The sequence below is a fragment of the Chitinimonas sp. JJ19 genome (genome assembly GCF_036961565.1).
Taxonomy (GTDB): Bacteria; Pseudomonadota; Gammaproteobacteria; order Burkholderiales; family Chitinimonadaceae; genus Chitinimonas.
The window spans coordinates 143,698-157,276 of sequence record NZ_JBAMDD010000002.1 but is presented as its reverse complement, the minus strand read 5'-3'; the positions used below and the strand labels follow the sequence as shown (position 1 = coordinate 157,276).

The following is a 13,579-nucleotide window of genomic DNA, read 5'->3' as shown; positions in this document are numbered from 1 at the left end:
CAGCCCGACCATGCTTGAAATCGAAATCGACGGTACCAAACTGACAGTCCCCAATGGCACTACGGTCATTGAGGCTGCGCGTTCTATCGGTACGCACATCCCGCACTTCTGCTACCACAAGAAGCTGTCCATCGCGGCCAACTGCCGCATGTGCCTGGTGCAGGTTGAGAAGGCGCCCAAGCCGCTGCCTGCCTGCGCCACGCCGGTGAATGATGGCATGAAGGTGTACACCCATTCGGATATGGCAGTGAAGGCTCAGCAGGGCGTGATGGAGTTCCTGCTGATTAACCATCCGCTGGACTGCCCCATCTGTGACCAGGGCGGTGAGTGTCAGTTGCAGGATATCGCCGTGGGTTATGGCGGTTCCAGCTCGCGCTATGAAGAAGAAAAGCGTGTCGTGCCCAATAAGGATCTGGGCCCGCTGATTTCCACCGACATGACCCGCTGCATCCATTGCACCCGCTGCGTGCGCTTCACTGAAGAAGTGGCCGGCATGCAGGAGATAGGCATGGCGGGTCGGGGCGAACATTCCGAGATCATGTCCTTTATCGGCATGACGGTGGATTCCGAAATTTCCGGCAACGTGATCGATCTGTGCCCAGTGGGTGCCTTGACCTCCAAGCCGTTCCGCTATACCGCCCGTACCTGGGAGCTGTCGCGCCGCAAGAGCGTGAGCCCCCACGATGGCCTGGGTGCCAACTTGGTGGTGCAGGTGAAGGCCGACCGCGTCATGCGTGTCCTGCCGCTGGAAAACGAAGCCATCAATGAATGCTGGATCGCCGACCGCGACCGTTTTGCCTACGAGGCGCTCAATAGCGAGCAGCGCCTGACCAAGCCCATGGTCAAGCAAGGAGGTGTCTGGCTGGAGACCGATTGGCAGACCGCCCTCGAATACGTCGGCAATGGTCTCAAGTCCATCAGCCGTGATTACGGTGCCGATACCGTGGCCGTGATGGCGACGCCGCATTCCACCGTAGAAGAGCTGTTCCTGCTCAACAAGCTGAGCCAGGCATTGGGCGCCGGTAGCGCCAGCGTAGGCGGCCGCTATGCCGATGAGCGCCTGGCAACTGCGCAGCAAGGTGCCGCCTGGCTGGGCCAGCCCATTGCCGACGTGGCGCAAGCCAAGGCCGTGCTGGTGGTGGGTTCGACCCTGCGCAAGGAGCAACCGCTGTTGGCCCAGCGTCTGCGCCAGGGTGTCAAGCGTGGCCTCAAGCTGGCCATACTGAATCCGGCGGATGATGAGTTGTTCAGCGCCATTGCCGCCAAGCTGATCAGCCGCACGGACCAAATGGTCGAGGCGCTGGCTGGCGTTGTCAAGGCTGCGGCAGAACTCAAGCAGGCAGCCGTGCCGGCCGATGTGGCTGCGGCTGAACCCTGTGATGCTGCCCGCAGCATTGCACAGATGTTGGTGGATGCCACCGCCGCCGAGGGCGACCGCGCTACGGTGCTGTTGGGTAACCTGGCAGCTCACAACCCCCGTGCTGCCGAACTGGCCGCACTGGCAAACCAGCTCGCCGCCATTACTGGCGCAACCGTGGGCTGGCTGAGCGAAGCCGCCAACACCGTCGGCGCGCAGGTCTTGGGCCTCAAGAGTGGCAATCTGTTGAGCAAGCCACGCAAGGCCGTGCTGCTGTTCAACAACGAAATCGAATTCGACAGCCATGACGGCCAGGCTGCGCTGGCTGCGGTGAAGCAGGCCGAGATGGTGGTGGCCTTCTCCGCATTCAAGCACGGCGCCGTGGACTACGCTGACGTGTTGCTGCCCATTACGCCGTTCTCTGAAACCGCTGGCAGCTTCATCAATATGGAAGGCAAGCTGCAGACCTTCAACGGCGTGGTGAAGCCGCTGGGTGATAGCCGTCCGGGCTGGAAGGTGCTGCGTGTGCTGGGTAATCTGCTGGCCAGCGAAGGCTTTGATTTCGACAATGCGGAAGCCGTGCGCAAGGCGGCCCTGCCGCAGGGCGAGGCTGGCATTGCTGCCAAGCTGGACAATGCAGTCAACGGCGTGGCCGTGACGTTGCAGGCACCCGCTACGGGCCTGGTGCGCATGGGTGAAGTGCCTATCTACCAGGCTGATGCGCTGGTCCGCCGCGCGCCGTCTCTGCAGAAGACCCGCGATGCCGCTGCACCGCTGGCAGGCTTGTCGCCAGCCACAGCCGGACAGCTGGGTGTCGCCGAAGGCGATACCGTCAAGGTTCAGCAGGGCGAGGCGCAGGGTAGCTATACCGCCACCATCATGGCCGGTTTGGCTGATGGTGTGGTACGTCTGGCTGCCGCCCATCCGACCACGGCCCAGCTGGGTGCCATGTTCGGTTCCATCCAACTGACGCGCGCCTGAGGAGAGAAGCATGATCGACGCGCTGCATAATGGTTTTCTGAGTCTGCTGGGCCCCATGCTGGGTACCCTGGCCTGGACCTTGTTCAAGATAGTCCTGATCATTCTGCCGGTGTTTGGTGCAGTGGCCTATCTGACGCTCGCCGAGCGCAAGGTGATTGGTTATATGCAGATCCGTATCGGCCCGAATCGTGTGGGTCCTTACGGCTTGCTCCAGCCTATCGCCGACGGTGTGAAGCTGCTGCTGAAGGAGATCATCTCTCCCAGTGCCGCCTCTACCGGCCTGTTCTTCTTTGCGCCCATCATGGTGCTGGCGCCGGCGCTGGTCGGCTGGGCGGTCATTCCCTTTGCACCTGGCCTGGTGCTGGCAGATGTGAATGCCGGCCTGCTGTATGTGATGGCGATCACCTCGCTGGGTGTCTACGGCATCATCGTCGCTGGTTGGGCGTCCAACTCCAAGTATGCCTTCCTCGGGGCATTGCGTGCCTCGGCCCAGGTGATCTCCTACGAACTGGCCATGGGTTTCGCCCTGGTCGGCGTGCTGATGGTGTCGAGCAGCCTGAACCTGAGCGATATCGTGAACCAGCAAGGGCATGGTCACTTCGGTGGCTCCGTCTTGTCGTGGAATTGGATACCGCTGTTCCCGCTGTTCCTGGTCTACCTGATCTCGGGCGTGGCAGAAACCAACCGCGCACCGTTTGACGTGGCTGAAGGTGAATCCGAGATCGTGGCTGGTCACATGATCGAATACTCGGGCATGAGCTTTGCGCTGTTCTTCCTGGGCGAATACGCCAATATGTGGTTGATCGGCGCCATGACCTCCATCATGTTCCTGGGGGGGTGGTTGTCGCCGATACCTGAATCGACGCCAATTATTGGTTCGGTGCTTGGTGCGCCCAGCATCTTCTGGCTGCTGGCCAAGATGAGCTTCGTGATGTTCCTGTTCCTGTGGTTCCGCGCCACCTTCCCACGCTATCGCTATGACCAGCTGATGCGTTTGGGCTGGAAGGTGTTCATCCCCGTGACCCTGATCTGGATCGTGGTGGTGGCTGCTTGGATGCAAACCGATTATTCGCTCTGGAAATAAGCTGGGCATCATGGAAAAGATTCAGAACTTCTTCAAAACCTTCCTGCTGCTGGAACTGGTCAAGGGCATGTTGCTCACGGGCCGGCATTTCTTCCAGCGCAAGATCACCGTGCAGTTCCCGGAAGAGAAGACGCCGTATTCGCCGCGCTTCCGTGGCCTGCATGCCCAGCGTCGCTACGCCAATGGCGAGGAGCGCTGCATTGCCTGCAAGCTGTGCGAAGCGGTTTGCCCGGCCATGGCCATCACCATCGAGTCTGAAGTACGTGATGACGGCACCCGCCGTACCTCGCGCTATGACATCGATCTGACCAAGTGCATCTTCTGCGGTTTCTGCGAAGAGGCCTGCCCGGTTGATGCCATCGTCGAGACCCATGTACTGGAATATCACGGCGAAAAACGTGGTGACCTGTATTACACCAAGCCCATGCTGCTGGCAGTGGGTGACAAGTACGAAGCCGAGATCGCGAAGAATCGCGAAGCCGACGCCAAGTATCGCTAAACGGAAAGCCCCGGTAGCCATGACTCTGACCACCGTCATCTTTTACATATTCGCGGCCATCCTGATTGTGTCCGCCCTGCGCGTGATCACCGCCAAGAACCCGGTACATGCCGCATTGAGCCTGGTGCTGTCCTTCTTTACCGGCGCTGTGCTGTGGATGCTGATCGAGGCCGAATTCCTCGCCATCTCGCTGGTGCTGGTGTATGTCGGCGCCGTGATGGTGCTGTTCCTCTTTGTGGTGATGATGCTGGACATCAACTTCGAGGAGTTGCGTAAGGGCTTCTGGGGTTTCTTTCCGGTCGCTGCCATCGTGGCCACCATCATGGCTGCCGAGATGGTGCTGATCCTGCTGGCCAAGGGAAACGGTCTGGAGAGCTTTACCACGGTGGCGCCGCTGCCTGAGGGCATCTCCAATATCAAGCAGCTGGGCATCCCCATCTATACCGATTACCTGTTGGCTTTTGAACTCGCCGCAGTGTTGCTGCTGGTAGCCATCATCGCTGCTATCTCGCTGACCCTGCGTCGCCGCAAGAACACCAAGTACATCAACCCGGCCGATCAGATCGCCGTGAAGCGCAATGATCGCCTGCGCATTGTGAAGATGCAGGCCGAAGTGGAAGTGCCGGAAGCGCCTGCCGTTGCTGACGACAAGCCGGCCGCCTGAACCGAAAGACGAGATAGACAGCCATGACCCTGACTCATTACCTCGTACTGGCCGCGATCCTGTTCGCGATTTCGGTATTCGGCATCTTCATGAACCGCAAGAACGTGATCGTGCTGCTGATGGCCATCGAACTGATGCTGCTGGCCGTGAACATGAACTTTGTCGCCTTCTCCAAATACCTTGGCGATACGGCGGGCCAGATCTTCGTGTTCTTTATCCTGACCGTGGCCGCCGCCGAGTCGGCGATCGGCCTCGCCATACTGGTCGTGCTGTTCCGTAACAAGCGTTCGATCAATGTGGAAGACCTCGACAGCCTGAAGGGCTAAGCCCGGCCATCGAGCCTGACGACTCAACAAGAAACAGCCCGCGCGAAAAATGGATAAACCTACGCTCTACCTGCTGATAGCCCTGTTCCCGCTCTTCGGTGCCATTGTGGCCGGCCTGTTTGGCCGCGTCATAGGCCGTGCCGGTGCGCATTGGGTCACCATACTCGGCGTGGCGGCCTCCTGCGCTGGCTCGTTCTATGTATTGTTCGACCTGCTCAACGGCGGCGAAGCCTACAACGGCAATGTCTACACCTGGCTGACGGTGGATGGCCTGGATGTGGCTGTCGGCTTCCTGGTCGACAAGCTGACCGCCATGATGATGGTGGTGGTGACCTTCGTGTCCCTGATGGTGCACATCTACACCATCGGCTATATGGAAGAAGACCCTGGCTACCAGCGCTTCTTCAGCTATATCTCGCTGTTTACCTTCTCCATGCTGATGCTGGTGATGAGCAACAACTTCATCCAGCTGTTCTTCGGCTGGGAAGCTGTGGGCCTGGTGTCCTACCTGCTGATTGGTTTTTGGTTCAAGCGTCCTACCGCCATTTTCGCCAACCTCAAGGCATTCCTGGTCAACCGTGTTGGTGACTTTGGCTTCCTGCTGGGTATCGGCCTGGTGCTGTCGCACTTCGGCTCGTTCTACTACGCCGATGTGTTTGCCAATGCACCTGCGCTGAAGGACGCCACCATCTCGCTGCTGCCCGGCACCCAGTGGTCGCTGCTGACCGTGACCTGCATCCTGCTGTTCATCGGCGCCATGGGTAAGTCGGCGCAGTTCCCCTTGCATGTATGGCTGCCCGATTCGATGGAAGGCCCGACCCCGATTTCGGCGCTGATCCATGCGGCCACCATGGTGACTGCCGGTATCTTCATGGTGTCGCGCATGTCGCCGCTGTTCGAATTGTCGGACACTGCGCTCAACTTTATCCTGGTGATCGGTTCCATCACCGCGCTGTTCATGGGCTTTCTGGGCATCATCCAGAACGACATCAAGCGCGTGGTGGCTTATTCCACCTTGTCGCAGCTGGGCTATATGACTGTTGCGCTGGGCGCTTCGGCTTATTCGGTGGCGGTGTTCCACCTGATGACCCACGCCTTCTTCAAGGCGCTGCTGTTCCTTGCTGCCGGCGCAGTGATCATGGCCATGCACCATGATCAGGATATCCGCCGCATGGGTGGCCTGAAGAAGTATATGCCTGCCATCTACTGGACATCGCTGCTGGGTTCGCTGGCACTGATAGGCACGCCTTTCTTCTCCGGCTTCTATTCCAAGGATTCCATCATCCTGGCGGTTGAGGCATCCAAGTTGCCGGCAGCAGGCTTTGCCTACTTCGCTGTATTGGCTGGCGTGTTCGTCACGGCCTTCTATTCCTTCCGCATGTTCTTCCTGGTGTTCCATGGCAAGGAGCGTTTCGGCCAGGCCGATGAGCACCATGGCCACGACGATGAGCATGGCGATGACCATCATCATGGTCTGGCGCCCGGTGAAAAGCCCCACAGCCCTGGCCTGGTGGTGACCGGTCCGCTGATGCTGCTGGCCATTCCTTCGGTGCTGATCGGTGCCTTTGCCATAGGCCCCATGCTGGCAGGCGACTTCTTCAAGGATGTGCTGTTCGTCAATCTGCAAGCTCACCCTGCCATGGAAGCCGTGATCCATCACGCACACAACGCCGTGGCGATGGGCCTGCATGCCTTCGTGACCCTGCCGTTCTGGCTGGCACTGAGCGGTGTGGCGCTGTCGGCCTATTTCTATCTCAAGCGCCCGGATATTCCGGCCGCCATCAAGACACGCGTGCAGCCCATCTACACGCTGCTGGAAAACAAGTACTACATGGATCACCTCTATATCCAGGGTTTCGCGGCGTTTGGCCGTGGCCTGGGCAAGGTGCTCTGGAAGGTGGGTGATACGGTCATCATCGACGGCATCGTGGTCAATGGCACTGCCAAGCTGGTTGGCGCCGTTGCTGGCCTGGTGCGTCGCGTACAGACCGGCTACATCTATCACTACGCCTTTGCCATGATTATCGGTGCGCTGCTGCTGCTGACCTGGTGGCTGGGCCGTTTTGTTATCCCGCATTGATCGCGTTTACGCGTTTATAGAAAACACATTCAGTAGGTAAGGGTGGATATGTCTGAACATCTGTTGAGTCTGGCGATCTGGGTGCCGATCGTGGCCGGCCTCTTCGTGCTGGTGACCGGTGGCGACCAGAATGCTGGCTGGGCACGCAAGATTGCCCTGGTGGGGGCCTTGCTGGGCTTCCTCGTCACGATTCCGCTCTACACCCGGTTTGCACCCATGCATGGCGGCATGCAGTTCGAGGAGATGCGTCCCTGGATCGAGACCTTCAATATCAACTACCATCTTGGTGTTGACGGTCTGTCCATGTTCTTCGTCATCCTCAATGCCTTTACCACGCTGCTGGTGGTAATCGCTGGTTGGGAAGTGATACAGAATCGTGTGGCACAGTACATGGCAGCCTTCCTGATCATGTCTGGCTTGATCAACGGCGCGTTTGCCGCGCTGGATGCCATGCTGTTCTATGTGTTCTTCGAAGCCATGCTGATCCCGCTGTACCTGATAGTCGGCGTGTGGGGTGGACAGAATCGCGTTTACGCTGCCATCAAGCTGTTTCTCTACACCCTGATGGGTTCGCTGCTGCTGCTGGTGGCCTTTATCTACCTGTATTTCCAGACCGGTCGCAGCTTCGAGATCGCCGACTTCCAGCGCGTGGCGCTGCCCCTGGCAGTTCAGGGCTACCTGATGATCGCGTTCTTCTTCGCCTTTGCGGTGAAGGTGCCCATGTTTCCGGTGCATACCTGGTTGCCGGATGCCCACGTTGAGGCGCCTACCGGCGGCTCCATGGTCCTGGCCGCCATCACCTTGAAGCTGGGTGCCTATGGTTTCCTGCGGTTTGCCCTGCCGATTTCGCCCGATGCCGCCCGTGAGTGGGGCATGATTATTGTGGTGCTGTCGCTGATCGCGATCGTCTACATCGGCCTGGTGGCCTTGGTGCAGACCGATATGAAGAAGCTGGTGGCCTATTCGTCCATCTCGCACATGGGTTTCGTCACCCTGGGCTTTTACATGCTGGTGGATGGTGCACCGACAACCTATGGCGTGGAAGGTGCGTTGGTACAGATGATCTCGCACGGCTTTGTGTCGGCCGGCATGTTCTTCTGCATCGGTGTGATGTACGACCGTGTGCATAGCCGCAAGATTTCGGACTACGGCGGCGTGGCCAATACCATGCCCAAGTTCGCGGCCTTTGCCCTGCTGTTTGCCATGGCCAATTCCGGCCTGCCGGCTACTTCCGGCTTTGTCGGTGAGTTCATGGTCATCATCGGTGCCGTCAAGGTCAATTTCTGGTATGCCTTCCTGGCTGCCACCACCCTGGTGTTTGGCGCCAGCTACACCCTGTGGATGTACAAGCGGGTGATCTTCGGCGACGTCGCCAATGAAAACGTGGCGGCTTTGAAGGACATCAATGCCCGAGAGTTCGCCGTGCTGGCAGTATTGGCGGTGGCGGTACTGGGCATGGGTCTGTATCCGCAGGCCTTTACCGAAAAGATGCACGCCAGCGTGGATACGCTGATTACCCATGTCAAAACATCCAAGCTGCCTTGATAAGCGCCGATACGAATACGGGATTGAACAAGAATGACGCTCGCTAGTTTGAATCTGGTCGCGGCCCTGCCGGAAATTTGGTTGCTGTGTGCTACCTCGGCCATCCTGCTGATCGACCTGTTTATCAAGGACGAGAGGCGTGATATCACCTACGCCTTGTCCATGGTGACGCTGCTGGGTGCTGCCTTCCTTACCATCAACGGCTTTGCCTGGACGCCACGGGTGGCGTTCTCCGGCATGTTCGTGGCCGATGCCATGTCGGATGTGCTCAAGTTGGGCATGTACGGCGCCGTGGGTCTGATGCTGGCCTATAGCCGCAGCTACGCTGCCGATCGTGGTATGTACCGTGGTGAGCTGTTCACCCTGTCGCTGTTTGCCCTGCTGGGCATGATGGTGATGGCTTCCAGCACCAATCTGCTGACCCTGTATGTCGGCCTGGAGCTGCTGTCGCTGTCGCTGTACGCCCTGGTGGCGCTGCCGCGTGATTCCCAGCCGGCTACCGAGGCGGCCATGAAGTACTTCGTGCTGGGCGCACTGGCGTCAGGCATGCTGCTGTACGGCATGTCCATGGTGTATGGCGCTACCGGTTCGCTCGATATCCACACCATCGCCGCCAAGGTGGCAGATGGTTCGGCCAATCACACCCTCATGGTGTTCGGCCTGGTCTTTATTGTCACGGGTATCGGCTTCAAGCTTGGCAATGTGCCTTTCCATATGTGGGTGCCCGACGTTTATCAGGGTTCGCCTACGGCAGTCACCCTGCTGATCGGTTCGGCCCCCAAGCTGGCCGCCTTTGCCTTCGTCATGCGTCTGCTGGTGCAGGGCATGCCTGGCCTGATGGCCGATTGGCAAGGCATGCTGATCGTGCTGGCAGTGCTGTCCATCGGTGTGGGTAATCTGGTCGCCATTGCCCAGACCAACCTCAAGCGCATGCTGGCCTATTCGACCATCTCGCATATGGGTTTCCTGCTGCTGGGTGTCCTGGCGGGCACCGTGCAGGGCTATTCGGCGGCCATGTTCTACGCCATCGTCTATGCGATCACTGCCGTGGCCGGTTTCGGCGTGGTGCTGCTGATGTCGCGCCAAGGCTTCGAGGCAGAGCGTTTGGCTGATCTCAAGGGCTTGGCCAAGCGTAGCCCCTGGTTTGCCTGGATGATGCTGTTCGTCATGTTCTCCATGGCGGGTATCCCGGTATTTGTTGGCTTCTTTGCCAAGCTGGCAGTCATCCAGGCCATCGTTGAGGCGCAACTGGTGTGGTTGGCCGTGGTGGCGGTGCTGTTCTCGCTGATTGGTGCCTTCTACTACCTGCGTGTGGTCAAGCTGATGTTCATGGATGAACCCAGCGATGAGAGCCCGATCGCAGTGAAGCTGGATATGCGCATACTGCTGTCGGTCAACTGCCTGGCCATGCTGGTACTGGGCTTGATGCCCAACCGCCTGCTGGTGCTGTGCTACCAGTCGGTGGGTCATAGCCTGGGTGTGATGTGAATACGACTTTGATCGTTTTTATCGGATTGGCGGCCTTGGCCGCCAATTTGCCGTTTATGCTGGAGTCCATCCTGTTCGTGCGTAAGCCGGCCAGTGGGCGCAAGGCGTTGGGCTGGCGGCTGCTGGAACTGGTGCTACTGTATTTCATCGTAGGTGGGCTGGGTTTGTGGCTGGAAAGCCGTTACGGCCCGGTGCACACCCAGCGTTGGCAGTTCTATGTCACCACCTTTGCCTTGTTCGTGGTGGCGGCCTATCCCGGTTTTGTTGCGCGTTATTTTTGGCGCAAGCCTGGTATGTAAGTATCTGTTTTATCTGCATGTATGGTGTCGTAGTAAAAAATCTGCAAAATTCTTTGTTGAAAAGCTTGCCAGAACAGCAATACATCCCTAGAATGCGCAGCTCTTTGCAGGCGCGTAGCTCAGCTGGTTAGAGCACCACCTTGACATGGTGGGGGTCGTTGGTTCGAGTCCAATCGCGCCTACCAACACGGAGCAAGCGAATCATGTCATTCCGAACTACTACTACCGGCACTCTCTACTTGGGCTGAGTCGGCTTTCGGAAATTCGTTTGTTCAAAAGAAAAGTGCGACTTAGGTCGCACTTTTTTTTCGTCCTTACTCTACGCATATGCATCGTCAACTGGCTGAAAGGCCAACCGGCAACCTCAACCGCAAAGGTGAATGAAATGCCCATCGTTACGCTTCCCGACGGCTCGCAACGTAGTTTCGATCAGGCAGTGCGCGTCGCTGATGTCGCCGCCAGCATAGGCGCAGGCCTGGCCCGTGCCGCGCTGGCCGGCAAGGTGGACGGCAAGCTGGTCGATACCTCCTACTTGATCGATCGCGATGTGCAACTGGCCATCATCACCGAGAAGGATGCCGAGGGGCTGGAGGTGATACGCCACTCCACGGCGCACTTGCTGGCGTTTGCCGTGAAGGAGCTGTTCCCGGACGCCCAGGTGACCATAGGTCCGGTCATTGAGCATGGCTTCTTCTATGACTTCAGCTACAAGCGCGCCTTCACGCCTGAGGATCTCGAGGCCATAGAGAAGAAGATGGGCGAGCTGGCCAAGCGTGATATCCCGGTGGAGCGCTATGAGTTGAGCCGCGACGATGCTGTGGCCTACTTCAAGAGCATAGGCGAGCACTACAAGGCCGAGATCATCGAGAGTATTCCGGCCAACGAGGCGCTGTCGCTGTATCGCGAAGGCGAGTTCACCGACTTGTGCCGTGGCCCGCATGTACCGTCCACGGGCAAGCTCAAGGTGTTCAAGCTGATGAAGCTGGCGGGTGCCTATTGGCGCGGTGATAGCCGTAATGAGATGTTGCAGCGTGTCTATGGCACGGCCTGGGCCAAGAAGGAAGATCTGGAGCAATACCTGCACATGCTGGAGGAGGCCGAGAAGCGCGACCACCGCAAGCTGGGCAAGCAGCTGGATCTGTTCCATATGCAGGACGAGGCGCCTGGCATGGTGTTCTGGCATCCCAAGGGTTGGAGCCTGTGGCAGTCGGTCGAGCAGTACATGCGCAAGCGTCTGTCGGCTGCGGGCTACCAGGAAGTGCGCACGCCCATGGTGATGGACAGGGTGCTGTGGGAGAAGTCTGGTCACTGGGAAAACTATCGCGAGAACATGTTCACGACGGAGTCGGAAAAGCGTGACTACGCGGTGAAGCCCATGAACTGCCCGGCCCATGTGCAGATCTTCAATAGCGGCCTGCGTTCGTATCGCGACCTGCCCATGCGCTTGGCTGAGTTTGGTGCCTGCCACCGTAACGAGCCGTCTGGCGCCTTGCACGGCATTCTGCGGGTGCGCGGCTTTGTGCAGGATGATGCACATATCTTCTGTACCGAAGAGCAGATCGTGGAGGAGTCGCGCGCGTTCAATGAGCTGGCGATGTCGGTCTACCACGACTTCGGCTTTGACAAGGTGGCGGTCAAGCTGAGTCTGCGGCCAGAGAAGCGTGCTGGCACGGATGAGACCTGGGATAAGGCGGAGAATGGCCTGCGTGATGCCTTGCGGGCCTGCGGCGTGGAGTGGGAGGAGCTGCCGGGCGAAGGGGCCTTCTATGGCCCCAAGGTGGAATACCACATCAAGGATGCGCTGGGTCGATCCTGGCAGTGCGGCACCCTGCAGCTGGACTTTGTGCTGCCAGAGCGCCTGGATGCCGAGTATGTCAGCTCTGAGGAGAGTGCCCGCAAGCGGCCGGTAATGTTGCACCGTGCCATACTCGGTTCGCTGGAGCGTTTCCTCGGTATTCTGATCGAGAACCACGCTGGTGCCTTCCCACTTTGGCTGGCGCCAACCCAGGCAGTGGTCATGAGCATCAGCGAGCACCAGGCCGATTATGCTGCTGAAATTACGGCAAGCCTCAAAAAACAGGGATTTAGAGTCGGGTCGGACTTGAGAAGTGACAAGATAGGCTTTAAAATACGCGAACATAGCTTGCAGAAGCTACCTTATCAGGTGGTTGTTGGGGATAAGGAAAAAGCTGCTGGATTAGTTGCCGTGCGTTCCCGCGGTGGTGAAGATCTGGGTCAGATGACGCTGGCGGCGCTGGTTGAGCGCTGGAATGCAGAGATGATCAAGGTCTGAGTCCGACGGTCCCGTTGAAATACGGGGCCGTTTCGTTCGGGTCGCGCGGTTTTCGTTTTTTACTTGGGAGTAAGCGCTATCGCTCAGGATAAAGAGCCGCGGATCAATGGTGAAATCACCGCCCGCGAAGTGCGTCTGAACGACGAGGAAGGCGAGCAGCTCGGTATTGTGAGCCTTGCCGAAGCATTGCGTATGGCAGAAGAGCGCGAGGTTGATCTGGTTGAGATCGCCCCGAATGCTGTTCCGCCTGTCTGTCGCTTGATGGACTACGGCAAGTTCAAGTACCGCGAGAGCAAGAAGCGCCACGAGCAAAAGCTCAAGGTCAAGCAGGTACAGATCAAGGAAGTGAAGTTCCGTCCGGGTACCGACGAGAACGACTACCAGGTTAAGCTGCGCAATGTAACGCGCTTCCTGGAAGAGGGTGACAAGGCGAAGATCACCCTGCGCTTCCGCGGTCGCGAGATGGCCCACCAGGAAATCGGCATGGCGCAGCTCAAGCGCATTGAAACCGATCTGGGTGAGCTGGCTTTGGTGGAGCAGTTCCCCAAGCTGGAAGGCCGTCAGATGATCATGATGCTGGCGCCCAAGAAGAAGGTCTGACCTTTCTTGGCAGAATAAAGGGTGGCAACAAGCCCTGCCCGGGTGTGAATCCGGGTGCCTTGTTGTAATAACCGTGGTGTTGGGTATTAAGTGCGTGCAAGCGCCGCCCTGTGCCAAATCTAACTAAGGCAAAAACGGAGTACGTCATGCCGAAGATGAAGACCAAATCGAGCGCCAAGAAGCGTTTGAAGGTGTTGGGTAATGGGGGCGTCAAGCGCTCCAAGGCGTTCAAGCGCCACATCCTGACCAAGAAGACCACCAAGAACAAGCGCCAACTGCGCGGCACGACCATGGTCCACCCGACCAATATGGCCTCCGTGCGCGCCATGTTGCCGTACGCTTAATCTTCTCGGGAAAGGAATA

At 58.5% G+C, this 13,579-nt stretch carries 12 protein-coding genes and 1 tRNA gene; all 13 read left to right on the top strand.

Annotation, left to right across the window (positions count from 1 at the left end; translation table 11 throughout):
- Positions 1-10 precede the first annotated feature (10 nt).
- Positions 11-2,338 carry an NADH-quinone oxidoreductase subunit NuoG gene (gene nuoG, locus V7714_RS03140; RefSeq protein ID WP_335388034.1) on the top strand — a complete coding sequence of 776 codons (2,328 nt, stop codon included), beginning with the start codon at positions 11-13 and terminating at the stop codon, positions 2,336-2,338.
- 10 nt (positions 2,339-2,348) lie between these two features.
- Positions 2,349-3,422 (top strand): NADH-quinone oxidoreductase subunit NuoH, encoded by a 1,074-nt coding sequence (gene nuoH / locus V7714_RS03135; RefSeq protein ID WP_335388030.1) that lies wholly within the window; start codon positions 2,349-2,351, stop codon positions 3,420-3,422.
- A gap of 10 nt (positions 3,423-3,432) precedes the next feature.
- Positions 3,433-3,921, top strand: coding sequence for an NADH-quinone oxidoreductase subunit NuoI (nuoI, locus tag V7714_RS03130; RefSeq protein WP_335388028.1), 489 nt, complete (start codon positions 3,433-3,435; stop codon positions 3,919-3,921).
- 19 nt (positions 3,922-3,940) lie between these two features.
- Complete coding sequence (locus V7714_RS03125; RefSeq protein ID WP_335388025.1) at positions 3,941-4,585, top strand: NADH-quinone oxidoreductase subunit J; 645 nt, start codon at positions 3,941-3,943, stop codon at positions 4,583-4,585.
- 23 nt (positions 4,586-4,608) lie between these two features.
- A complete protein-coding gene (nuoK, locus tag V7714_RS03120) occupies positions 4,609-4,911 on the top strand; it encodes an NADH-quinone oxidoreductase subunit NuoK (protein WP_284194690.1) in 303 nt (100 codons plus the stop codon).
- A gap of 49 nt (positions 4,912-4,960) precedes the next feature.
- Entirely contained in the window at positions 4,961-6,991 is a 2,031-nt protein-coding gene (nuoL, locus tag V7714_RS03115) for an NADH-quinone oxidoreductase subunit L (protein ID WP_335388022.1), read from the top strand.
- Between the two features lie 48 nt (positions 6,992-7,039).
- On the top strand, positions 7,040-8,536 hold the full coding sequence (locus V7714_RS03110; RefSeq protein ID WP_335388019.1) for an NADH-quinone oxidoreductase subunit M: 1,497 nt from the start codon (positions 7,040-7,042) through the stop codon (positions 8,534-8,536).
- Between the two features lie 33 nt (positions 8,537-8,569).
- The gene (nuoN, locus tag V7714_RS03105; RefSeq protein WP_335388016.1) at positions 8,570-10,024 is read left to right on the top strand and encodes an NADH-quinone oxidoreductase subunit NuoN; all 1,455 of its coding nucleotides are present in this window, start codon (positions 8,570-8,572) and stop codon (positions 10,022-10,024) included.
- Entirely contained in the window at positions 10,021-10,323 is a 303-nt protein-coding gene (locus V7714_RS03100) for a DUF2818 family protein (RefSeq protein ID WP_284194686.1), read from the top strand. Before nuoN ends, V7714_RS03100 begins: the two co-directional genes overlap by 4 nt.
- A 108-nt stretch (positions 10,324-10,431) precedes the next feature.
- A tRNA-Val gene (locus V7714_RS03095) sits at positions 10,432-10,508 on the top strand.
- Positions 10,509-10,708: 200 nt separating this feature from the next.
- On the top strand, positions 10,709-12,616 hold the full coding sequence (gene thrS, locus V7714_RS03090; RefSeq protein ID WP_335388014.1) for a threonine--tRNA ligase: 1,908 nt from the start codon (positions 10,709-10,711) through the stop codon (positions 12,614-12,616).
- A 63-nt stretch (positions 12,617-12,679) separates the two neighbouring features.
- Positions 12,680-13,216 (top strand): translation initiation factor IF-3, encoded by a 537-nt coding sequence (gene infC / locus V7714_RS03085; RefSeq protein ID WP_284194684.1) that lies wholly within the window; start codon positions 12,680-12,682, stop codon positions 13,214-13,216.
- Between the two features lie 146 nt (positions 13,217-13,362).
- On the top strand, positions 13,363-13,560 hold the full coding sequence (rpmI, locus tag V7714_RS03080) for a 50S ribosomal protein L35 (protein WP_072429375.1): 198 nt from the start codon (positions 13,363-13,365) through the stop codon (positions 13,558-13,560).
- The last annotated feature ends 19 nt before the right edge of the window (positions 13,561-13,579 follow it).